Source organism: Pseudoponticoccus marisrubri (assembly GCF_001482405.1).
GTDB lineage: Bacteria > Pseudomonadota > Alphaproteobacteria > Rhodobacterales > Rhodobacteraceae > Pseudoponticoccus > Pseudoponticoccus marisrubri.
In genome coordinates this window covers 71,418-91,335 of the sequence record NZ_LPXO01000012.1, presented here as the reverse complement: position 1 = coordinate 91,335, position 19,918 = coordinate 71,418, and the positions used below count along the sequence as shown (strand labels likewise).

At 65.3% G+C, this 19,918-nt stretch carries 22 protein-coding genes; 11 read left to right on the top strand and 11 right to left on the bottom strand.

Translation table 11 applies throughout. From position 1 onward, the window contains the following. The first annotated feature begins 2 nt into the window (after positions 1–2). Positions 3–665 (top strand): YjbF family lipoprotein, encoded by a 663-nt coding sequence (locus AVJ23_RS17055; RefSeq protein WP_058863421.1) that lies wholly within the window; start codon positions 3–5, stop codon positions 663–665. On the opposite strand, the gene AVJ23_RS17050 is transcribed toward AVJ23_RS17055, so the two are convergent. Continuing rightward, positions 662–1,285 carry a sugar transferase gene (locus AVJ23_RS17050; protein WP_058863420.1) on the bottom strand — a complete coding sequence of 208 codons (624 nt, stop codon included), beginning with the start codon at positions 1,283–1,285 and terminating at the stop codon, positions 662–664. The two genes, AVJ23_RS17055 and AVJ23_RS17050, sit on opposite strands and share 4 nt — an antisense overlap. Next, the gene (locus AVJ23_RS17045) at positions 1,282–2,103 is read right to left on the bottom strand and encodes an NAD-dependent epimerase/dehydratase family protein (protein WP_240484701.1); all 822 of its coding nucleotides are present in this window, start codon (positions 2,101–2,103) and stop codon (positions 1,282–1,284) included. The genes AVJ23_RS17050 and AVJ23_RS17045 overlap by 4 nt, the downstream gene beginning before the upstream one ends. Positions 2,104–2,317: 214 nt before the next feature. Here AVJ23_RS17045 and AVJ23_RS17040 point away from each other — a divergent pair, with 214 nt between their 5' ends. Next, entirely contained in the window at positions 2,318–3,355 is a 1,038-nt protein-coding gene (locus tag AVJ23_RS17040) for a polysaccharide biosynthesis/export family protein (RefSeq protein WP_240484699.1), read from the top strand. A gap of 69 nt (positions 3,356–3,424) precedes the next feature. Here the strand turns inward: AVJ23_RS17040 and AVJ23_RS17035 are convergent, their stop codons facing one another. Further along, positions 3,425–3,889, bottom strand: coding sequence for a c-type cytochrome (locus AVJ23_RS17035; protein ID WP_058863418.1), 465 nt, complete (start codon positions 3,887–3,889; stop codon positions 3,425–3,427). Positions 3,890–4,032: 143 nt separating this feature from the next. Here AVJ23_RS17035 and AVJ23_RS17030 point away from each other — a divergent pair, with 143 nt between their 5' ends. Further along, positions 4,033–5,244 carry an MFS transporter gene (locus tag AVJ23_RS17030; protein ID WP_205626878.1) on the top strand — a complete coding sequence of 404 codons (1,212 nt, stop codon included), beginning with the start codon at positions 4,033–4,035 and terminating at the stop codon, positions 5,242–5,244. 2 nt (positions 5,245–5,246) lie between these two features. On the opposite strand, the gene AVJ23_RS17025 is transcribed toward AVJ23_RS17030, so the two are convergent. From AVJ23_RS17025 to AVJ23_RS17015, 3 genes are read right to left on the bottom strand one after another with little or no spacing between them, the layout of a single operon-like run. Then, the gene (locus AVJ23_RS17025; RefSeq protein WP_058863417.1) at positions 5,247–5,840 is read right to left on the bottom strand and encodes a Smr/MutS family protein; all 594 of its coding nucleotides are present in this window, start codon (positions 5,838–5,840) and stop codon (positions 5,247–5,249) included. Then, positions 5,837–6,835, bottom strand: a complete 999-nt coding sequence (gene mltA / locus AVJ23_RS17020; RefSeq protein ID WP_058863469.1) for a murein transglycosylase A — start codon at positions 6,833–6,835, stop codon at positions 5,837–5,839. The genes AVJ23_RS17025 and mltA overlap by 4 nt, the downstream gene beginning before the upstream one ends. A 38-nt stretch (positions 6,836–6,873) precedes the next feature. After that, positions 6,874–7,530: a Tim44/TimA family putative adaptor protein gene (locus AVJ23_RS17015; protein WP_058863416.1), complete on the bottom strand. Its 657-nt coding sequence runs from the start codon at positions 7,528–7,530 to the stop codon at positions 6,874–6,876. A 103-nt stretch (positions 7,531–7,633) separates the two neighbouring features. Here AVJ23_RS17015 and AVJ23_RS17010 point away from each other — a divergent pair, with 103 nt between their 5' ends. After that, on the top strand, positions 7,634–8,152 hold the full coding sequence (locus AVJ23_RS17010; protein WP_058863468.1) for an FxsA family protein: 519 nt from the start codon (positions 7,634–7,636) through the stop codon (positions 8,150–8,152). A 48-nt stretch (positions 8,153–8,200) separates the two neighbouring features. Further along, positions 8,201–8,719: a protein-export chaperone SecB gene (secB, locus tag AVJ23_RS17005; protein WP_058863415.1), complete on the top strand. Its 519-nt coding sequence runs from the start codon at positions 8,201–8,203 to the stop codon at positions 8,717–8,719. Between the two features lie 10 nt (positions 8,720–8,729). Here the strand turns inward: secB and dnaQ are convergent, their stop codons facing one another. Genes dnaQ through AVJ23_RS16985 form a run of 4 tightly spaced genes read right to left on the bottom strand, consistent with a single transcriptional unit; the run spans position 8,730 to position 11,431 of the window. Next, the gene (dnaQ, locus tag AVJ23_RS17000; RefSeq protein WP_058863414.1) at positions 8,730–9,419 is read right to left on the bottom strand and encodes a DNA polymerase III subunit epsilon; all 690 of its coding nucleotides are present in this window, start codon (positions 9,417–9,419) and stop codon (positions 8,730–8,732) included. Continuing rightward, the gene (coaE, locus tag AVJ23_RS16995) at positions 9,412–10,005 is read right to left on the bottom strand and encodes a dephospho-CoA kinase (protein WP_058863413.1); all 594 of its coding nucleotides are present in this window, start codon (positions 10,003–10,005) and stop codon (positions 9,412–9,414) included. Before coaE ends, dnaQ begins: the two co-directional genes overlap by 8 nt. Further along, positions 10,002–10,835 carry a shikimate dehydrogenase gene (locus tag AVJ23_RS16990; RefSeq protein WP_058863412.1) on the bottom strand — a complete coding sequence of 278 codons (834 nt, stop codon included), beginning with the start codon at positions 10,833–10,835 and terminating at the stop codon, positions 10,002–10,004. The genes coaE and AVJ23_RS16990 overlap by 4 nt, the downstream gene beginning before the upstream one ends. Beyond that, the gene (locus AVJ23_RS16985) at positions 10,832–11,431 is read right to left on the bottom strand and encodes a Maf family protein (RefSeq protein WP_058863411.1); all 600 of its coding nucleotides are present in this window, start codon (positions 11,429–11,431) and stop codon (positions 10,832–10,834) included. The genes AVJ23_RS16990 and AVJ23_RS16985 overlap by 4 nt, the downstream gene beginning before the upstream one ends. A 535-nt stretch (positions 11,432–11,966) precedes the next feature. On the opposite strand from AVJ23_RS16985, the gene rho reads away from it, so the two are divergent. Genes rho through AVJ23_RS16955 form a run of 6 tightly spaced genes read left to right on the top strand, consistent with a single transcriptional unit; the run spans position 11,967 to position 18,759 of the window. Continuing rightward, positions 11,967–13,238, top strand: coding sequence for a transcription termination factor Rho (gene rho / locus AVJ23_RS16980; RefSeq protein ID WP_058863410.1), 1,272 nt, complete (start codon positions 11,967–11,969; stop codon positions 13,236–13,238). 6 nt (positions 13,239–13,244) lie between these two features. Further along, the gene (gene mnmE, locus AVJ23_RS16975) at positions 13,245–14,528 is read left to right on the top strand and encodes a tRNA uridine-5-carboxymethylaminomethyl(34) synthesis GTPase MnmE (RefSeq protein ID WP_058863409.1); all 1,284 of its coding nucleotides are present in this window, start codon (positions 13,245–13,247) and stop codon (positions 14,526–14,528) included. Between the two features lie 3 nt (positions 14,529–14,531). After that, complete coding sequence (mnmG, locus tag AVJ23_RS16970; RefSeq protein WP_058863408.1) at positions 14,532–16,409, top strand: tRNA uridine-5-carboxymethylaminomethyl(34) synthesis enzyme MnmG; 1,878 nt, start codon at positions 14,532–14,534, stop codon at positions 16,407–16,409. Further along, positions 16,406–17,026 carry a 16S rRNA (guanine(527)-N(7))-methyltransferase RsmG gene (rsmG, locus tag AVJ23_RS16965; RefSeq protein WP_058863407.1) on the top strand — a complete coding sequence of 207 codons (621 nt, stop codon included), beginning with the start codon at positions 16,406–16,408 and terminating at the stop codon, positions 17,024–17,026. Before mnmG ends, rsmG begins: the two co-directional genes overlap by 4 nt. Beyond that, positions 17,019–17,828, top strand: a complete 810-nt coding sequence (locus AVJ23_RS16960; protein ID WP_058863406.1) for a ParA family protein — start codon at positions 17,019–17,021, stop codon at positions 17,826–17,828. Before rsmG ends, AVJ23_RS16960 begins: the two co-directional genes overlap by 8 nt. A gap of 28 nt (positions 17,829–17,856) precedes the next feature. Next, positions 17,857–18,759, top strand: coding sequence for a ParB/RepB/Spo0J family partition protein (locus AVJ23_RS16955; RefSeq protein WP_058863405.1), 903 nt, complete (start codon positions 17,857–17,859; stop codon positions 18,757–18,759). A gap of 6 nt (positions 18,760–18,765) precedes the next feature. Here AVJ23_RS16955 and hemW read toward each other — a convergent pair whose 3' ends face one another. Next, positions 18,766–19,917, bottom strand: coding sequence for a radical SAM family heme chaperone HemW (hemW, locus tag AVJ23_RS16950; protein WP_058863467.1), 1,152 nt, complete (start codon positions 19,915–19,917; stop codon positions 18,766–18,768). Between the last annotated feature and the right edge of the window lies 1 nt (position 19,918).

Genomic DNA, 19,918 nt, shown 5'->3' with positions numbered 1-19,918 from the left:
GAATGACGGCGCTCCGCCGCACCCTTGCCGTGGCCGGCCTCGGTCTTCTGGCAGCCTGCGGCAACGGCACAAACGACGCGGCCAAGTTGCTTGCGCAGTTGCCGGCCGCCCTGTCGGGCGAGAAACAGCAGGAGGCGCGCGTCACGCCCCAGCAGCTTGCCCAGGCGCTGGGCGCCACCGATGCCTCGGTTCATCTCTACGAGATCGAGGAACGCAAGGCCCAGTTCCTGATGTTCGACATCCAGCGCAACGGCCCCTACCAGAGCTTCGGCGCCTCGAGCCGACAGGTCATCGTGATGCGGGACGGGATGATCGTTTCGACCCGCGGCTTCGGCGGCGACCTGATGTCTTCGGAAGAGGATGCGCTGATCTCGCTGGTCAAGGCGCGCCAGGCGGGCTCGGCCCAATACGTGCAGCGCTTCCTCACCTCTGACAACCAGACGCGGGTGGTGGGCTATAGCTGCATCGTCGCGCCCGCCGGGGGTATGCAGGTGACGGTGGGTCTGATCGACGAGCCGGCGCAGACGGTGAACGCCAAATGCAGCGGCCCGGGCGGCACGTTCAGCAACACCTTTGTGGTGGCACATGACGGCTACATCCTCAGCGCGCGGCAATGGATGGGCGAGGTGATCGGCTACATGGCGACGCAGGCGATCCGCCGCTAGCGCTTGCGATCGTGCATCGTGACGCTCTTGAAGACCGTCGCGCACATCAGCCGGAAGTCCGAACAGACATTGCGGCGCCGCGCATACAGGATGTCCAGACGAGCCTTTCGCGGCACGCAACGCCGGCAATAAATCTCTTCGGTCTCTTCCGGCGTCCGCGTCCGGGCCAGCAGGCGCTCCTCGGTCTTGTGAAAGGCGATGGTCGCCAGGCCCGTGATGCCCGGTCGGTCCTTCAGCACCTCGGCATAGAGTTCGGGAAACATCTCGACATAGTGGCGCAGCGGCGGGCGGGGCCCGACAAAGCCGATATCCCCGCGCAGGATGTTCCAGAGCTGCGGCAGCTCGTCCAGACGCGTCCGGCGCAGCATCGCCCCGGTCGGCGTGATCCGCGCCGCCTTGTCGCCGCCCGAGACGCCGCTGTCGGTCTCGACCACGGTCATGCTGCGAAACTTGATCAGCTGGAACGGCTTGTCCGGGCGGCTCATCCGCTCCGAGCAGTAAAACAGCGGGCGCCCCTGTTTGATAAGGACCAACCCGGCAACATAAAGGATCAAGGGCGACAGAATTATCCCCAGCCCCAGCGCATACAGGATATCCAGCGTCCGGCGCAGGGGCGTCATGGCCAGAGCCCCGAGTCGCGCGCCGCCTGCACGACGTACTCCGCGTCAGAGGCTTCGTCCGGCAGCGTGCAAAGACGTGACAGCCGCGTGGTATCCAGCCAGACCGTCCGGTTCGCCGTCTCAGGCGCGTCCTGCCAGGTGACTTCGCAGTCCGCCGCCCTTGCGATCTCTTCCATGGGGGTCGGGCGCGGCGCGCAGACGTTCAGGACATGGGGCCCCTGCCCTGCCGCGATCAACGCGCCGCACACCCGCAGGATATCGGCCGCGGTGGCGTAGCTGCGGTTTGGCCCCGCACCATCGGGGAAGCGGTCGAGCCGCAGGGTCCCACCCGGTTTGAGATTGCGAAACAGGCTGTCAGCGCCTGCCACGTTGCCGATCCGCAGAAGGATCGGCCGAGGCCCGTCGGGATGCCGCGCCGCCCAGTCGATCACCGCCTGCTCCATCTCCAGCTTGGCGCCACCGTAAGGCGCCGGCGGGTCGGCGGGCACATCCTCGCTCAGCGGCGCGTCCTGCGGACGATAGACCGCGGCCGAGGACATGTGCAGCACCATATCGGCACCGGTCGCGGCCCCAACCTCCATCGCACACCGCGCCAGCTCGACATTCGCGGCAAGCTCTTCACTGGTGCCTTCGGTCACACCCCAAGCGGCGATCACGGCCCGGGCCGGAGGCAAGGCCGTCATCGGATCGCCCGGCGCCCATTGCAGGACCTCGTCACCAGCACGGCGGGCGACGGGCACGATCTCATACCCAATGCGTGCCGTCCCGCGCTGCGCCGCCAACATGCCACGCCCGAGTTTCCCGGTGGCGCCCAGCAACAGAACGGGGCGGGGATGCGGTTCTGGCGCCACGATTCGGCCTCAATCTGCTTTCAATCCGGCAAAGGACTGTCTATCAGCTTGGGGGGACGCTAGAAAGTACAAAGCGCGCCGGACCACCTTGGGGGGCAAATTGCGGGTGTCTATCAGATTTGCAGCCATTCTTCTGGCGACCTTGGCCGTTTCGGCCTGCAGCCTGCCGCGCGGTGCCGCCGTGCAATCCGAAGTCATCAAGGAACGGGATGCAGAAATCCCCACCTTCCAGGTGGTCGAAGTCAGCCGCGCCAATATCCCGGCCCTGAACCAATGGCCCTCGACCGGCTGGCACGGGCATTACCACTGGCCCAACACCAGCAGCGGCAGCAGTTCCTCGGTGATCCGGACCGGTGACCTGGTCAATATCACGATCTGGGACAGCCAGGAAAACTCGCTTATCACCAATCCCGGTCAGCGCTTCACCAAGATCGAGGGCGTCGAGGTCGATGCCAATGGTTCGGTTTTCCTGCCTTACGTGAACAAGGTCGGCATTCGCGGCCTGACACCGGCCGGGGCGCGCTCCAAGATCCAGCAGCGGCTGGAGCCGATCGTGCCCTCGGCACAGGTCCAGCTGAGCCTGCAGCAGGGGCGCGACCATTCGGTCGATGTCGTCGGCGGCGTTGCCCAGCCCGGCGCCTTCCCCATGCCTTCGCGCAATTACAAGGTCCTGAACGTCATCGCCGATGCGGGCGGGATCCCGCCCAACCTGCGCAACCCGCAGGTCCGCCTGCTGCGCGGCTCGAAAACCTACGAGATCTCGGCCGATATCCTCTTCGCCGACGGCTCGAGGAACGCGCTGCTCTATCCCCGCGACACGATCATCGTGGAAGAGGATGACCGCAGTTTCGTCGCGCTGGGAGCCTCGGGCCAGGAAGACCTGATCTATTTCCCCAAGGACGAGATCACCGCCTTGGAAGCCATGTCGCTGATGGGCGGGCTGAACGATACACGTGCCGACCCCGAGGGCGTTCTGATCCTGCGGGAATTCGCGGCCGGCGACTTGCGGGCAGATGGCTCCGGCCCCGAGTTGCAGCAGGTGGTCTTCACGCTGGACCTGACCACGGCGGATGGCCTCTTTGCGGCGCGCAAGTTCTATATCCAGCCCGACGACACGGTCCTGGCGACCGAAAGCCCGGTGAACTCGGCCCAGACCATCATCGGCCTGTTCGGCTCTGTCTTCGGTCTGACGACGCGGGTGGCCAACGCCGCCAACTAATTCGACCGGACCGCAAAGAAAAAGGCGCGCCCCGCGGGGCGCGCCTTTTCTGTGTCGCAGACCAAGGGCTTACGAGTCGCCTTCGCCCTCTTCGGCGTCCATCTCGGGGCCGACCGAGACGAGATAGGCATAGACATCTTCGCCGCCGCGACGCAGGCGGAAGGACATCTTGGACCGTGCGCTGTTGTCATCAAGGTAGGTCTGCAGGAACGAGCGCGGATCCTCGAGATAGGGGATCAGGTTCTCTTCATCCCAGACCAGCCCGGCCTCGCCGGCCGCAACCAAGTCTTCACCGTAGCCGCGGAAATCCTCGACCGACCCGGCCTGACGGCCGATCACGCCATACAGGTTGGGGCCCGTGCGACCACCCTTGACGATCTCGGTGCCGTCATCGGCCACGATCATGTGGCAGGCCTTGCACTTGTTGAATTCACGCTCGCCCGCCGTGGCATCCCCCGACCCCATGTGGGACTCGGCATGGGCCACGGTGGCCAGCGAAGCAGCGGCAATGGCCGATGCGATCTTGAGTTTCATGAAAGTACTCCCTTCCAGCGTTTCCCGAGATCAACCTAGCGCAGTCACGGCGGTGTCAACAATAGCCGTGCAATCCCGCGGTCAGCACAGTTTTCATGGCAGGCGATCTTGCACATGGCGGAACGGCGGGGGATAGGCAGGGCATGACGATTTTTGGATTTCTTGCCCGGAACGCCCGATGGCTGGCGGCCGGCGCGATGCTGACCTTTCTGTCGAGTTTCGGCCAGACCTTCTTCATCTCGATCTTCGCGGGCGAGATCCGCGAGACCTTCGGCCTCAGCCACGGGGCCTGGGGCGGGATCTACACGCTGGGCACGGCCGCTTCGGCCGCGGCGATGGTCTGGGCCGGGGTGCTGACCGACCGGTTCCGGTCGCGGGTGCTGGGCAGTTTCGTGCTGGTGGCGCTGGCCTCGGCCTGCCTGTTCATGGCGCTGAACACCGCCGCCGCGCTGATCCCCTTTGTCATCTTTGCGCTGCGCTTCTGCGGGCAGGGCATGGCCAGCCATATTGCCGTGGTCTCGATGTCGCGCTGGTTTGTTGCCACGCGCGGCCGCGCCCTGTCGGTGGCCGGGCTGGGCTTTGCCTTCGGCGAGGCGGTGCTGCCCGTGACCTTCGTGTCGCTGATGCTGGTGCTGGACTGGCGCTGGCTCTGGGTGGGGGCCGCCGTGACCAGCATCGCCGCAATCCCGGTTCTGCTGATGCTCTTGCGGCAGGAACGGACACCGCAGAGCCATGCCGACACGGATCACGCTCTGGGCATGGCGCAGCGGCACTGGACCCGCAAGGAGGTGCTGGGCCACTGGCTGTTCTGGTTCATGGTCCCTGCCCTTCTGGGCCCTGCCGCCTTCAACACGGCGTTCTTCTTCCAGCAGGTGCATTTCGCCGAAATCAAGGGTTGGGCGCATCTGGATCTGGTGGCGCTCTTCCCCTTCTACACGGCCACGGCCGTGGGCGCTCTGGTGCTGTCGGGCTGGCTGCTCGACCGGTTGGGGACGCCTCGGCTGATGCCGTGGTTCCAGACCCCGATGATCGTCGCCTTCCTGCTGTTCGGACTGACCGAGAGCCTAGCGCTGACCTTCCTGGGGCTGATCTTCCTGGCGCTGTCGGCCGGGGCGAACAACACGCTGCCCAACGCCTTCTGGGCCGAGTTCTACGGCACGCGGAACCTTGGCGCGATCAAGTCCATGGCCGCGGCGGTCATGGTCTTCGGATCGGCCATCGGGCCGGGCATCACCGGGGTGCTGATCGACGCCGGGATCGGGATCGAGACACAGTATATCGGCGTCGCAACCTATTTCGTCGTCGCTTCGGTCCTGATGGGCATCGGCGTCACCCGCGCTCGCGCCCTGCTCTGAGCTCAGCTGCGCCGCAGGTAGACGTAATAGGCGCCGGTTCCGCCATGGGCGCGATGCGCCTCGGACACCTGCAGGACCGATCGGCCGACCGGCGGCAGGCGCAGCCAGTGGGGCACCTGGCTTTTCAGCACGCCGCGCCGACGGGGCGAGGCATCATAGGGGTCCTCGCGGCTGCCCTTGCCGGTGATCACCAGAACGAGCCTGCGGCCCCGCGACTGGCTGTCCATGATGAAACGGATCAGCGCGGGATGCGCCTGGTCCAGCGTCATGCCATGCAGGTCGATCCGTGCCTCGGGACGCAGCTTGCCGCGCTTCAGCCGGGTGAAGGTCTTGCGGTCCATCTGGACCGGCGCGCCGTTCACGTGATCGCTGGTGGTGCGGGGGAAGACATGCGTCTCGGTCCGGCGCATGGCATTGCCGCCCAGCTCGAATTCCGGGATCGGCGCGGGTTTCGGCGATGGCTCGGGGCGCTCGGATCGCGCGGGCTCGGCCTGTTTCGGCGCAAAGCTGCGGCGATCCTTGTGCAGGGGATCGGTGCCGCGGGCGACTTGCTGCCACAGCTCCAGCTCTTCGGGGCGGACGCGCCGTCGGCTCATTGCAGCGGATCCGGCAGCATCGCGTAGGCGCGCTGGATCGGCAGCAGCACGACCATGCGCCCGGTATCGCGGATGCGCCCGGCCTCGCGCCCGGCGGCATCGCCGGTGCCATAGAAGATATCCGCCCGCTGCGCGCCCTTGATGGCCGAGCCGGTATCCTGCGCGATCATCAGCCGGTTGAGCGGCGAGCGACCCTGTTTCTCGATCCAGACCGGCGCGCCCAGGGGCACGTAGGCCGGATCGACGGCCACCGTCCGCATCGTCGTGATCGAGCGGTTCATGGCGCCCAGAGGCCCCTTGTGGGCGGGCACGTGGTCGACCTTGCGGAAAAAGACATAACCGTCGTTGTGATAGAGCAGCTCGGCCCCGTCCACCGGGTTGCGGCGTACCCAGTTCTTGATGACCTGGGCCGAGACCTGGTGCGGCTGATAGGTGCCGCGACGCACCAGCTCCTGCCCGACGGAACTGTACTGGTGCCCGTTATAGCCGCCATAGCCCACGCGCACGTAGCGCCCGTTGGGAAAGCGGATCCGGCCCGAGCCCTGGATCTGCAGAAAGAACAGCTCGACCGGGTCATCGACCCAGGCAATCTCCAACCCCCGCCCCTCCATCACGCCCGATGTCAGGATGTCGCGGCGTGTCAGCCAGGGCCGGGTCACCTTGGCTTCGGGCGGCATGCGATAGACGGGATAGCGATAACGCGGCGTCCGCACGGGCGAGCCGTCCAGTTCGGGCTCGAAATACCCGGTGAACAGCGCATCCTGCCCATCGTCGATCATGACCGGGCGAAAGAACAGCTCGAAGAAGGCGCGCGCATCCGTGGCATCCTGCGCGACGCGGCAGAGGGCCGACCAATCGACATCGCGCAGGTCACCGCAGGTCTCGAGAAAGGCGGCCAAGGCCGCCGCGTGGTCGTCCTCGCCCCAGCCTTCCAGATCCTCGAACCCGAGGATCCGGATCTCCGGCTCGGCCTCCGATGCCTCTGCCCCGGTCATCGCTGAAAAGGCCAGACAGACACCGAACAGCAGGTGCTTCATTCGTCCGTGGCGACCAGCTGCCAGTTGGGATCGTCGCTGCCCATGTTGCGGGCATAGGTCCAGATGTCCTTCTGGCGCTTGACCGCGGTGGCAGAGCCCTCGACGATCTCGCCTTCGGCATTGCGCACGACCGAGGTCAGCTCGCCGACATAGCGCACGGTGATCTCGGCGCGGCCGCTCTGGCTGTCGAAGGTGGCATCGGCCAGCGTCAGCTCGCGCACACCGATGAACTCGGCCTCGATGGTCAGGCCCTGTTCCTCGCGCTGCGCCACGACCTCCTCGAAGGTCTGGTAGACGTCATCGGCAAGGAAGGGCTTGAGCTCTTCGACATTGCCGCGCTCGAACCCCATGAGGATCATCTCGTAGGCACCGCGCGCCCCCGAAAGGAACTCGGACACCGAGAAGGACGGCTCGGCCCGCTTCATCTCGGCCAGTGCCGAGGCGGCATCGCTGCCTTCCTCGACATGGTCGGTGATGTCGCGATCGGGGCCACCCTCGATCACCTCGAACCCGCGGCGGCTGGGCGCCTCGCTGGTCTGGGGAGCGGGCGGCTTCTCGAACCCCTCCCGCGTGCCCAGGACGCTGCGCAGCCGCAGGACGAGGAAGATGGCAATTCCGGCGAGAACCAGAAGCTGAAGGATGGGCGAATTCATCGGCACCTCGTGGCGGCGGACGTTTAATTATGACGGTTGAAACCTTATGTAGGTGACGCATCCGGGTGAGTCCACCTGAGAGCCGGTAATGGAGGTGCGCCATATGTGGTTGCTAGCAGCCTTTATCCTTGTCCCGCTGATCGAAATCGGCCTGTTCATTCAGGTCGGCGGATGGCTTGGCCTGTGGCCGACGCTGGCCATCGTCGTGCTGACCGCGATCATCGGCACCTGGCTGGTGCGGGCGCAGGGACGCATGGCGCTGGACGATCTGCGCAACAGCTTCGAGCGGATGAGCAACCCCGGCGAGCCGCTGGCCCATGGCGCGATGATCCTGTTCTCGGGCGCGCTGCTGCTGACGCCGGGTTTCTTCACCGACGCGGTGGGCTTTGCGCTGCTGGCCCCGCCGGTGCGGCGCGCCGTGATGGTCTGGGTGCGCAAGCGCGTGAAGGTGCAGGAATTCCGCATGGGCCCGCAACAGCCGGGGCCGGGGCAGGATCCGCGCCGCACACCGCCCGGCCGGCCGCAACGGCCCGGGCAGGGCGACGTGATCGATGGCGAGTTCACCGAGGTGCCGCCGGGCAAGTCGCCCAATCACCCGGGTTCGGGCTGGACGAAACACTGAGCGCACTGTTATGCGATGAGCCGAGAGTGACATTTGGAGACAGTTTTCATGCCTCAGGATAATGGTGCGCAGGACCCGCAGCAGCCGCAACAACCGCAACAGGCGCAGCAGCCGCCCAAGATGAGCATTCTTGCGCAATTCATCCGCGACCTGTCCTTCGAGAACATCCTGTCGCAGAAGGGTGTCACCGGCGAGGTGCAGCCCGACGTGCAGGTGCAGGTGAATCTCGACGCCAAGAAGCGCTCGGCCGAGAACCAGTACGAAGTGGTGATGAAGCTGAAGGTGGACAGCAAGTCCAAGGGCAGCGATGACCGCCTGTTCCTGCTGGAGCTGGACTACGCCGGTGTCTTCAGCGTCGAGAACGTGCCCGAGGAACAGCTGCACCCGTTCCTGCTGATCGAGTGCCCGCGCATGCTCTTCCCCTTCGTGCGCCGCATCGTGTCGGACATCTCGCGCGACGGTGGCTTCCCGCCGCTGAACCTCGAGACGATCGATTTCCTTGCGCTCTACCGCAACGAGATCGCCCGCCGCCAGCAGGCCCAAGCCGCGGCCCCGGCACAGGCGTAAGACCGGGCGCTCAGGTCTTGAGCCAGAGCGCCTCGTCCCCCAGCTTCTCGACAAAGGCGGCGTGAGCCGCCTTTTCCTTGTCCGACAGCCGCGAGGGCAGGGGCGTCGGACGCGGCTTCGGACGCCACGCCGTCTCGGCCGCCGCCGCGTTGCGCGGCGAACCGCCCGCGCTCAGCCCGAAATCCGGCTGCTTGCCCCCGATCAGTTCCAGGTAGACCTCGGCCAGGATCTCGCTGTCGAGCAGGGCGCCGTGCAGGGTCCGCGCCGCGTTGTCGATGCTGAACCGGCGGCACAGCGCATCCAGCGACGCGGGCGAGCCCGGAAAGCGGCGCCGCGCGATATCCAGCGTGTCGATGGCGCAATCGGCGGGCAGGGGCGGCTTGTTCACCCAGCGCAGCTCGGCATTGAGGAATTTCACGTCGAAGGCGGCGTTGTGGATGACCAGCTTGGCCGTGCCGATGAAGGTCAGGAGTTCGTCCGCGATGTCGCGGAAAACCGGCTTGTCCCGCAGGAAGTCATCGCCCAGCCCGTGCACCGCGAAGGCCTCCTGCGGCATGGAGCGTTCGGGGTTGATGTACTGGTGATAGGTCTTGCCGGTGGGCACGTGGTTGAACAGCTCCACCGCACCGATCTCGACGATCCGGTCGCCCTGTTCGGGCTCGAAGCCGGTTGTTTCCGTATCGAGTACAATCTCACGCATCTTGCAGCCTCTGTTCGATATCCTGCACCACGTCACGCACCTGTGCCCGCGCGTAGTCCAGCGTGTCGGTCTCTATCACGTAATCCGCCCGGGCGCATTTCTCGGTATTCGGCATTTGGCGCGCCAGGATCGCGTCCAGATCCTCGGCACTCATCGTGCCACGGGCCAACACGCGCGCGCGTTGCTCCTCGGCCGGGATCGTGACGCAGGCGGTGGCATCCATCTCGGCCTCGGCCCCCGTCTCGAAGAGCAGGGGGATGTCGAACACCCCGATCCGGCCAGCATGCTGCGCGGCAAAGGCATCACGATCCGCACGCACAAGCGGATGCACGATTTCCTCGATCCGGGGCAGAAGGGCAGGGTCGTCGCGCAACGCCTCGCGCAGGACGGCACGGGACACGCTCCCCTCGACGATCGCCTCGGGAACCAGCGCGCCCAGTGGCGCGACCGCCGCGCCACCCGGCCCGTAGAGCCGGTGCACCGCCGCATCCGCATCCCAGACGGCGCAGCCCAGATCGGCAAACATCGCGGCCGTGGTCGACTTTCCCATGCCGATGGAGCCGGTCAGGCCCAGCTTGAACCTCATCTGAGTACGGCGGCCCGGATCGACTCGTCTACATCCGGGCGCATGCCGAACCAGCGCTCGAACCCCGGGACGGCCTGGTGCAGCAACATGCCCAGCCCGTCCACCGTGGTGCAGCCCTGCTCTTCGGCCGTGCGCAACAACCGAGTGCGCAACGGCGTGTAGACCAGGTCGGTCACCAGCATGCCCGGCTCCAGCGCATCCAGCGGGACGCGGAACTCGGGCTTTCCCGCCATGCCCAGCGAGGTCGTGTTCACCACGGTCGCACAGTCCTCGATGATATTGCCGGCCTGCACCCAGTCATGCACCTCCACGCGGTTGCCGAAATCCTGCGCCACGGCCTCGGCCCGGTGGCGGGTGCGGTTGGACAGCCGGATCTCGGGCACGCCGACATCGAGCAGCGAGGCGATCACGGCCCGCGCGGCACCGCCCGCGCCGAAGACGACCGCCGGCCCGGCCTCGGGCTGCCAATCTGGCCCGTTCTGGCGCAGGTTCTCGATGAAGCCGTAGCCGTCGGTATTGTCCGCGTGGATACGGCCATCCTGTTGGAAGATCAGCGTGTTCGCCGCCCCGATCAGCGTCGCGCGATCCGAGACGACATCCGCGATCTGCATCACCCGTTCCTTGTAGGGAATGGTCACGTTCAGCCCGACAAAGCCGAGATCGGGCAGCAGGCGCAAGGTCTCTTCCAGCTTGTCGGCCGGCACCTCCATCGGGATGTAATGCCCGGGCAGGCCGTATTTGCGAAGCCAATGCGCGAAAAGCCGGGGCGACCGGGAATGCGCGACAGGCGCGCCGATCACGGCGGCCAGGGGAATGCGGGCGAGCGTCATGCGTGGATGGTTCCTCGGATCGAGAGAAAGTTCAACAGCTCCAGAAGCGGCAGGCCCAGAATGGTGAAATGATCGCCCTGGATGCGTGAGAAGAGGCGCACGCCCTCGCGCTCCAGCTTGTAGCCGCCGACGGAGGTGGCGATATCCGGCCAGTTCCGGTCGAGATAAGCGTCGAGGTAGCTGTCCGAGACATCCCGCATGGTCAGGCGCGCCGTCGTGATCTGGCGCCAGACGGGTTTGCCATCCTCGCAGAGCACCGCGGCCGAGAGGAGCTGATGCGTCTGACCGCGCAGGTTGCGCAATTGCTGCGCTGCGGCATCGCGCGTCTCGGGTTTTCCGAGGACCATGGCGTCATAGTTCAGCACCTGGTCGCAGCCCAGCACGCGGGCCTCGGGGAAACGGCGGGCGGCCTTGAGCGCCTTGGCCTCGGCCAGCGCATCGGCGATTTCGCGCGGCGTGCCGCCCTCGGCCAGCATCGATTCGCGAATCGCGGCCTCGTCAAGCGCGACAGGATGCGCCTCGACCGACAGCCCGGCGGATTGCAGCAGCGAGAGCCTGATTTGCGAGCCGGAGGCGAGGAGAAGATCAAGATTCATGGGGATGGATCTGAGGACAGTTCTGTGCGGGACGTTAAGACGGTTTTGAGGAAAAAGCGCCGCGCTTGCAAGCATGGGGGAGAACCCGGGCGTGCTGCACAGCAGCGCAGGCTTTTTCGGCCTGTGAGCGGGGAGAACCCGATGCTGGGGGCAGGGGGGTCGGACACGTGATCCTCCCGCGTTTGTCCGCATCAGGCTTTTCCCTGATTTTCGTTGTATCTTGTTGAATCCCTGCGGCTTTTGCGAAACCGGTCAGATCTGTCTGCATTTGATCCACGAAACGATCCACAACATCCTGCCTTTTGGATAACCCTGTGAGAACCTGGACAATCCACAGGACTCGGCGCCCCCAAACACAAACAAAATCCCTTCTTTCTTTCTTTATCTTTAAGGAATACCGCGCCCGCCGGCGCCGCGGGGCGGCAAGATTGACTTTTGCACCTGTGCCACGATATCTAGGCCTACCTCCTGTTCTGGAGGCTTCTTCCGAAATAATGCGATGACATGGGCCGCGCGGCCCGTGAGCGGAGTTGGCATGTCCCAAGAACGACTGAACCTGGCGGATCTGAAGGCGAAGAGCCCCAAGGATCTGTTGTCCATGGCCGAAGAGCTGGAGATCGAGAACGCCTCGACCATGCGCAAGGGCGAGATGATGTTCCAGATCCTGCGCGAACGCGCGGATGAAGGCTGGGACATTTTCGGCGATGGCGTGCTGGAAGTGCTGCAGGACGGGTTCGGCTTTCTACGCTCGCCCGAGGCGAACTACCTGCCGGGTCCGGATGACATCTATGTCTCGCCGGACATGATCCGGAAATACTCGCTGCGGACCGGGGATTCCATCGAGGGCGAGATCAAGGCGCCCGACGGCGAAGAGCGCTATTTCGCGCTGGTCTCGGTGACGCGGATCAATTTCGAGGAACCCGAGCGCGCGCGGCACAAGATTGCCTTTGACAACCTCACGCCACTCTACCCGGATGAGCGGCTGAAAATGGAGGTCGAGGATCCGACGATCAAGGACAAGTCCGCCCGGATCATCGACCTGGTCGCGCCGATCGGCAAGGGCCAACGGAGCCTGATCGTCGCGCCGCCGCGCACCGGTAAGACCGTGCTGCTGCAGAACATCGCGAACTCCATCGAGAAGAACCATCCCGAGTGCTACCTGATCGTGCTGCTGATCGACGAGCGGCCCGAGGAAGTGACGGACATGCAGCGCTCGGTGAAGGGCGAGGTCGTGTCCTCGACATTTGACGAGCCGGCGCAGCGTCACGTGGCGGTCAGCGAAATGGTGATCGAAAAAGCCAAGCGCCTGGTCGAGCACAAGCGCGACGTGGTCATCCTGCTGGATTCGATCACGCGTCTGGGCCGCGCCTACAACACGGTGGTGCCGTCCTCGGGAAAGGTGCTGACCGGCGGTGTCGACGCCAACGCGCTGCAGCGGCCCAAGCGGTTCTTCGGTGCCGCACGGAATATCGAGGAGGGCGGGTCGCTGACCATCATCGCGACTGCGCTGATCGATACCGGCTCGCGCATGGACGAGGTGATCTTCGAGGAATTCAAGGGCACCGGCAACTCCGAGATCGTGCTGGACCGCAAGGTCGCCGACAAGCGCGTCTTCCCGGCACTGGACATCCTGAAATCCGGCACCCGGAAAGAGGACCTGCTGACCGACAAGGTGGACCTGCAGAAGACCTTTGTCCTGCGCCGGATCCTGAACCCGATGGGCACCACGGACGCGATCGAGTTCCTGCTGTCCAAGCTCAAGCAGACCAAGACGAATTCCGAGTTCTTTGACTCGATGAACAGCTGATCGGCCATGGATACGATCTTTGCGCTGGCCAGCGCGCCGGGGCAGGCCGGGGTCGCGGTCATCCGCGTCTCCGGCCCCGAGGCCATTGCGGCGGGGCAGGCGCTGGCGCGGAGCGTGCCGGCGCCGGGGCAGGTGCGGCTGCGCCGGCTTCATGCGCCGGATGGGCTCTTTCTGGACGAGGCGCTGGTGCTGCGCTTTGCGAAAGGCGCGAGCTTTACCGGCGAGGACGTGGTCGAGTTCCAGACCCATGGCAGCACCGCCGTCATTGCCGCGATCCTGCGCGCCCTGACTGAATTGCCCGACTTGCGGCAGGCCGAACCGGGAGAGTTCACGCGTCGCGCGCTTGAAAACGGCATGATGAACCTGACCCAGGTCGAGGCGCTGTCCGACCTGATCGAGTCCGAGACCGAGGCGCAGCGGCGCCAGGCATTGGAAACCCTGACCGGCGCCTTCAGCAAGGAGATCTCGCGCTGGCGTCAGGACCTGATCCGCGCGACAGCCCTGCTGGAAGCCACGATCGATTTCGCGGATGAAGAGGTGCCCGTCGACGTGTCGGGCGAGGTGCTGGAGCTGATCGGCTCCGTCGCCTCGGATATCGGCCGGATGCTGTCGGGCGCGCGCGCCTCGGAACGGATCCGCACCGGCTTCGAGATTGCCATCGTCGGCCCGCCGAATGCGGGCAAGTCGACCTTGCTGAACCACCTCGCCGGGCGCGAAGCCGCGATCACCTCGGAGATTGCCGGGACGACGCGCGACGTGATCGAGGTGCGGATGGATATCGGCGGGCTGGCGGTCACGCTTCTGGACACGGCGGGTCTGCGCGCGACCGAAGACAGGGTCGAGAGCATCGGCGTGGAGCGTGCGTTGCAGCGCGCCGAGCAGGCAGATCTGCGGGTACACCTTATCCTTCCGGGAGAGGCTCATATGCTGGAGCCCTCCGATGGCGATATCGTTTTGTCAGCCAAGGACGACACCGGAGACCTCGAAAACGGGATCTCGGGCAAGACGGGGCAGGGGGCTGGCCGCTTGCTCGCGCAGATCGAGGCACAACTGCTTCAGCGGACTGCGGGCTCCAGCCTTGCGTCGCGGGAACGACATCGCCAGGTCTTGCGGGACGCGCGAGTGCACCTGGCGCAAGCCGCGGCCTTGATCGAGGATGGTCCGGACCAGTACGATATGGCCAGCGAGGACATGCGACTCGTCCTGAGACGTCTGGAATCGCTTCTGGGCTACGTGGATGTGGAGCATCTGCTGGACGAAATCTTCTCGAGTTTTTGCATTGGAAAGTGAGGAGTGTTTCACGTGAAACAGAAGCGCTTCGACGTGATCGTCATCGGTGGAGGCCATGCGGGCTGTGAAGCGGCCGCGGCTTCGGCCCGGATAGGCGCAGATACCGCCCTTGTGTCGCTCAAGATCGAGGACCTGGGCACGATGTCCTGCAATCCCGCGATCGGTGGGCTGGGCAAGGGGCACCTCGTGCGCGAGATCGACGCGATGGACGGAATCATGGGCCGTCTGGCCGATCGGTCCGGGATCCAGTTCCGACTGCTCAACCGCGGCAAGGGGCCGGCGGTGCAGGGGCCGCGGGCCCAGATCGACCGCGCGCTCTATCGCGCGGCCATGCGGGCCGAGATCGAAGGGACCAAAAACCTGACATTCCTCGCAGGCGAGGTCGTCGACCTTGTCCAAGAAGGTGATCGCGTTGTCGGCATCCGGCTTGCGGATGGCAGTGAGGTCCTGGGGACGGCCGTCATCCTGACCAGCGGCACCTTCCTCAACGGCGTCATCCATGTCGGGGACGTCCAGTATTCCGGTGGCCGCATGGGCGACCGCGCGTCCCAACCCCTGGCCGAGCGGCTCAAGTCGTTCAACCTGCCCACCGGGCGCCTCAAGACAGGGACACCGCCCCGGCTGGATTCGCGGACAATCCGCTGGGAGGGGCTGGAAATGCAGCCTGGCGATCCGGATCCGGTGCTGTTTTCCTTCCTGTCAAAAGCTCCGGAAGCACGGCAGCTGTCCTGCGGGATCACCCATACGACCCCGAAGACCCATGAGATCATCATCGCCAACCTCGACCGTTCGGCCATGTATGGCGGGCATATCGACGGGGTCGGTCCGCGATATTGCCCATCGATCGAGGATAAGGTTGTGCGCTTTGCCGACAAATCCTCGCACCAGGTGTTCTTGGAGCCCGAGGGGCTCGACTCCCACGTGGTCTATCCGAACGGGATCTCGACCTCTCTGCCAGAGGAAATCCAGGAAGCTTATGTCCGGACCATTCCGGGCCTCGAGGATGCGAAGATCCTGCAGCCGGGTTACGCGATCGAATATGACTACATCGATCCCCGCGCCTTGGACAGCACGCTTGCGCTGCGCGATGTGCCGGGGCTCTACCTCGCCGGGCAGATCAACGGCACGACGGGCTACGAGGAAGCGGCAGCGCAGGGGCTTGTGGCCGGGCTGAACGCGGCCTTGGCCTGTCAGGGCAAGGACCCGATCCTGTTCAACCGGCATAACAGCTATATCGGTGTGATGCTGGACGACCTTACGACCAAGGGTGTGCAGGAACCCTATCGGATGTTTACCTCCCGCGCCGAGTTCCGCTTGTCCCTGCGCGCCGATAATGCCGATCAGCGGTTGACGCCCGAGGCTGAGCGTCTTGGCTGCGCATCGACAGAGCGGCTGCGGAGCTTCCACGACAAGCTGGACCGTCTGGAGGCGGGCCGGGCGCTGCTGAAGGAACTGCATCTTTCGCCGGCCCGGCTGCGCGAGGTCGGGATCGAGGTCAAGGCCGACGGCGCAAAGCGCAGCGCCTATCAGCTGTTGTCTTTCAAGGATATCGACCTGTCCACGCTGCGACCTTTGGCCGAGGAGCTGCAAAATGTCGACGGTGAGACGGGCGCGCAGCTGGAACGTGAAGCGCTCTATGCGAATTACATCGAGCGGCAGGAACGCGATGTCATGGCGCTGCGTCGTGATGAGAACGCGCGGTTCCCGGCCGGTTTCGATTTCACCGGGATCCCGGGCCTGTCCAACGAGTTGCAAAGCAAGCTCGCCCATGCGCGGCCCGAGAATATCGCCCAGGCCGGACGGATCGAAGGGATGACGCCAGCTGCGCTGACCCTCCTATTGGCCCGGCTGCGGCGTGCCGAGAAAAGCAAATCTGCATGAGAGAGCTGTCTTCCGTCCTCGCGGGCAGTGTTTCACGTGAAACAGAGGAACGGCTTCATGAGCTGCTCGCCCTGTTGCGCAAGTGGAACCCGGCCATCAACCTCGTCTCGCGCAGCACGCTCGACGACGCATGGACGCGGCACATCCTCGATTCCGCGCAGATCCTCAACCACGCACCGGCCAACCCGACATCATGGGCCGATCTCGGCAGCGGCGGCGGCTTTCCCGGGCTCGTCGTCGCCTGCATCCTCGCCGAATGGTCGCCCGAAACCACGGTATCTCTGATCGAAAGCGATACCCGTAAGGCCAGTTTCCTGCGCCGCGCGTCCGGCGCGCTTTCCCTCAATACCGAGGTTCTGGCCAAGCGGATCGAAGATGTCGCGCCCCGGAACGCACAGGTACTTTCCGCCCGCGCCCTCGCGCCGCTGCCAAACCTGCTCACCCACGTGCATCGGCACCTCTCTGCCGAGGGCACTGCACTCTTGATGAAGGGTTCGGGCCACAGGTCGGAAATCGCTGATGCAGAGCGCTCCTGGCACTTCACTTGCCGCGCACATCCCAGTAAAACGGATCCACACGCCGTCATCCTCCAAATCGAAGAGCTCTCCAATGTCTGACCCGACGCGTCCGGCCGGTCCCAAAATCATCGCCATCGCCAACCAGAAAGGCGGCGTCGGCAAGACCACGACCACGATCAATCTCGGCGCCGCACTGTCCGAGATGGGGTTCAAGATCCTTGTCGTGGATCTCGACCCGCAGGGCAACGCGTCCACCGGCCTGGGGATCGAGGTCGAAGATCGTGAGAATACGACCTACGAGTTGTTGCTCGAAGAGATCGAGCTCGACGAGGTCGTGCTGCCCACCTCGACCAACGGGTTGCATCTGGTCCCCGCCACGGTCGATCTCAGCTCGGCCGATATTGAGTTGCTCTCCAACGAAAAGCGCAGTTTCCTGCTGCACGACGCACTGCGCCAAAAGGCGATCGATCTCTACGGTTTCGATTTCGTGCTGATCGACTGCCCGCCCTCGCTCAATCTGCTGACCGTGAACGCGATGGTCGCAGCGCATTCCGTTTTGGTCCCGCTGCAATCCGAGTTCTTCGCGCTGGAAGGTCTGTCGCAGCTGATGATGACCATCCGCGAAGTGCGCCAGACCGCCAATCCCGATCTCCGGATCGAGGGGATCGTCCTCACCATGTACGACGCGCGCAACAACCTCTCGCAACAGGTCGAGGATGACGCGCGCAGCAACCTGGGCGAGCTGGTTTTCTCCACCGTGATCCCGCGCAACGTCCGCGTCAGCGAGGCGCCGTCCTACGCTGTACCGGTGCTCAGCTACGACACCAATTCCAAGGGCGCCGCCGCCTATCGCGCGCTGGCCGCCGAACTCATCCGCAAGAATGACAAGCTCGCCGCCTGAAGGCGCGAGGAACAGGGCAGGGGGCAAGATGTCCGAGAAAAAGGAAAACCGCCGCGGTCTGGGCCGGGGCCTGTCGGCGCTCATGGCAGATGTCACGCCGAACGAGCCGGTCGAATCGCAACCGGTCGAACGTCGCGCGGATACCGTCGTCCCGATCGAGCGGCTGGTGCCCAACCCGGATCAGCCGCGCCGCCAGTTCACGCAGACCCAGCTCGATGAGCTCGCCGAGTCCATCCGCACCAAGGGCGTGCTGCAACCGCTGATCGTCCGCGTCAGTCCGCAGGATCCTGCCCAGTACGAGATCGTCGCCGGTGAACGCCGCTGGCGCGCCGCGCAGATGGCGCAGGTGCACGAGATCCCGGTCCTGGTGCGCGACTTCAACGACACCGAGGTGCTCGAAGTCGCGATCATCGAAAACATCCAGCGGGCCGACCTGAACCCGATCGAAGAGGCGGCGGGCTACAAGCAGCTGATGTTCAAGTTCGGCCACACGCAGGAAAAGCTGGCCGAGGCCCTGGGGAAAAGCCGCAGCCATATCGCGAACCTGCTGCGCCTGCTGAACCTCCCCGACGGTATCCAGGACATGGTCTCCAAGGGCGATCTCAGCGCCGGTCACGCCCGCACGCTGATCACTGCACAGGATCCCGACGCCTTGGCGCGCAAGATCGTGCAAGAGGGGCTTTCGGTCCGGCAGGCCGAGAAACTGGCAAAATCCGGTGGGGAACAGCCGGCGCGACCCAAACCGAAAAGCGGCGGTTTCGAGGTCGACAAGGATGCGGACACCAAGGCGCTCGAAGGCGATCTTTCCGCGGCGGTCGGGATGAAGGTCCGGATCGACCACAAGCCGGGACAGGAATCCGGCCGGGTGACGATCAGCTATGACACGCTCGAACAGCTCGACGTGCTGTGTGGCCTGCTCGGGCGGGGCTGACCCCGCTCAGGCCATCAACTCGCGGATCACCCCGTTCAGAACAAGCCGGCCGCGCGGCGTCGTCCGCACGGTCGCACCCTCAAGGACCAGCAGCCCATCGCCGACCAGATCGGCCAGTTTGTCGTCGGGCAAAGCAGCGTCCCACATGGCACGGGCCCGGTCGATTTCTATGCCATCGAAGCTGCGCAACCCCATCATGATGTATTCTCCTGCCTGATCTTGTGGCGAGAGGGAAGTCCGGCGCGAAATGCCGTCACCAGCTTCGGCCGCGGCCAGCCAGGCTGTCGGGGCCAGCGCTGTCTCCGTCGCCACCCGCTGCGCGCCGGATCCCAACCGACCATGCGCGCCGGGGCCGATCCCGGCCCAATCCCCCGCATGCCAGTAGATCAGGTTGTGGCGCGATTCCGAGCCCGGCCGCGCATGGTTCGACACCTCGTAGGCCGGCAAGCCCGCCGCGTTGCACAGCTCCTGCGTCAGCTCGTACATCTCCGCCGCCAGGTCCTCGCCCGGAAGGCCTCGAAAGCCGCCGGCCTGCGCCCGCGTCCAGAAAGCCGTGCCAGGCTCCACCGTCAGCTGGTAAAGCGACAGGTGGTCGCCCGCCATCTCCAGCGCCTCGGACAGCTCGGCCCGCCAGTCTTCCAGAGATTGCCCCTGCCGCGCATAGATCAGGTCGAAACTCACCCGATCGAACACTTCGCGCGCCAACCCCAGCGCACGGCGGGCATCCTCGACGCTGTGCAAGCGGCCCAGCCGGCGCAGATCCGGCGCCCGCAACGCCTGCACGCCCAACGAGACCCGGTTGACCCCGGCCGCGCGATAGCCGTGAAAACGCGCCGCTTCGACCGATCCGGGATTGGCCTCCAGCGTGATCTCGATGTCATTGGCAAAGGTCCAGGTGTCGCGCGCGGTGTCCAGCACGGCCGCGACGGTGTCGACCTCCATCAGGGACGGGGTGCCGCCACCGAAATAGATCGAAGAGAGGATGCGGCCGGGGGTCTCTGCCCCGGCCCGCGCGATTTCCGCCCGGAAGGCTTCGGCCCAGCGGGCCTGGTCGACACGGCCGACCACGTGGCTGTTAAAATCGCAATAGGGGCACTTGGCCGCGCAGAACGGCCAATGCACGTAGAGGCCAAAGCCGGCGCGCTGCCAGGTCTCCAGC

What these genes read in the sequence shown, in the direction of transcription:
- AVJ23_RS17055 (WP_058863421.1), top strand. Translation starts at nt 3, where the DNA reads ATGACGGCGCTCCGCCGCACCCTTGCCGTGGCCGGCCTCGGTCTTCTG.
- AVJ23_RS17050 (WP_058863420.1), bottom strand. Translation starts at nt 1,285, where the DNA reads ATGACGCCCCTGCGCCGGACGCTGGATATCCTGTATGCGCTGGGGCTG.
- AVJ23_RS17035 (WP_058863418.1), bottom strand. Translation starts at nt 3,889, where the DNA reads ATGAAACTCAAGATCGCATCGGCCATTGCCGCTGCTTCGCTGGCCACC.
- AVJ23_RS17030 (WP_205626878.1), top strand. Translation starts at nt 4,033, where the DNA reads ATGACGATTTTTGGATTTCTTGCCCGGAACGCCCGATGGCTGGCGGCC.
- AVJ23_RS17025 (WP_058863417.1), bottom strand. Translation starts at nt 5,840, where the DNA reads ATGAGCCGACGGCGCGTCCGCCCCGAAGAGCTGGAGCTGTGGCAGCAA.
- mltA (WP_058863469.1), bottom strand. Translation starts at nt 6,835, where the DNA reads ATGACCGGGGCAGAGGCATCGGAGGCCGAGCCGGAGATCCGGATCCTC.
- AVJ23_RS17015 (WP_058863416.1), bottom strand. Translation starts at nt 7,530, where the DNA reads ATGAATTCGCCCATCCTTCAGCTTCTGGTTCTCGCCGGAATTGCCATC.
- AVJ23_RS17010 (WP_058863468.1), top strand. Translation starts at nt 7,634, where the DNA reads ATGTGGTTGCTAGCAGCCTTTATCCTTGTCCCGCTGATCGAAATCGGC.
- secB (WP_058863415.1), top strand. Translation starts at nt 8,201, where the DNA reads ATGCCTCAGGATAATGGTGCGCAGGACCCGCAGCAGCCGCAACAACCG.
- dnaQ (WP_058863414.1), bottom strand. Translation starts at nt 9,419, where the DNA reads ATGCGTGAGATTGTACTCGATACGGAAACAACCGGCTTCGAGCCCGAA.
- coaE (WP_058863413.1), bottom strand. Translation starts at nt 10,005, where the DNA reads ATGAGGTTCAAGCTGGGCCTGACCGGCTCCATCGGCATGGGAAAGTCG.
- AVJ23_RS16990 (WP_058863412.1), bottom strand. Translation starts at nt 10,835, where the DNA reads ATGACGCTCGCCCGCATTCCCCTGGCCGCCGTGATCGGCGCGCCTGTC.
- AVJ23_RS16985 (WP_058863411.1), bottom strand. Translation starts at nt 11,431, where the DNA reads ATGAATCTTGATCTTCTCCTCGCCTCCGGCTCGCAAATCAGGCTCTCG.
- rho (WP_058863410.1), top strand. Translation starts at nt 11,967, where the DNA reads ATGTCCCAAGAACGACTGAACCTGGCGGATCTGAAGGCGAAGAGCCCC.
- mnmE (WP_058863409.1), top strand. Translation starts at nt 13,245, where the DNA reads ATGGATACGATCTTTGCGCTGGCCAGCGCGCCGGGGCAGGCCGGGGTC.
- rsmG (WP_058863407.1), top strand. Translation starts at nt 16,406, where the DNA reads ATGAGAGAGCTGTCTTCCGTCCTCGCGGGCAGTGTTTCACGTGAAACA.
- AVJ23_RS16960 (WP_058863406.1), top strand. Translation starts at nt 17,019, where the DNA reads ATGTCTGACCCGACGCGTCCGGCCGGTCCCAAAATCATCGCCATCGCC.
- AVJ23_RS16955 (WP_058863405.1), top strand. Translation starts at nt 17,857, where the DNA reads ATGTCCGAGAAAAAGGAAAACCGCCGCGGTCTGGGCCGGGGCCTGTCG.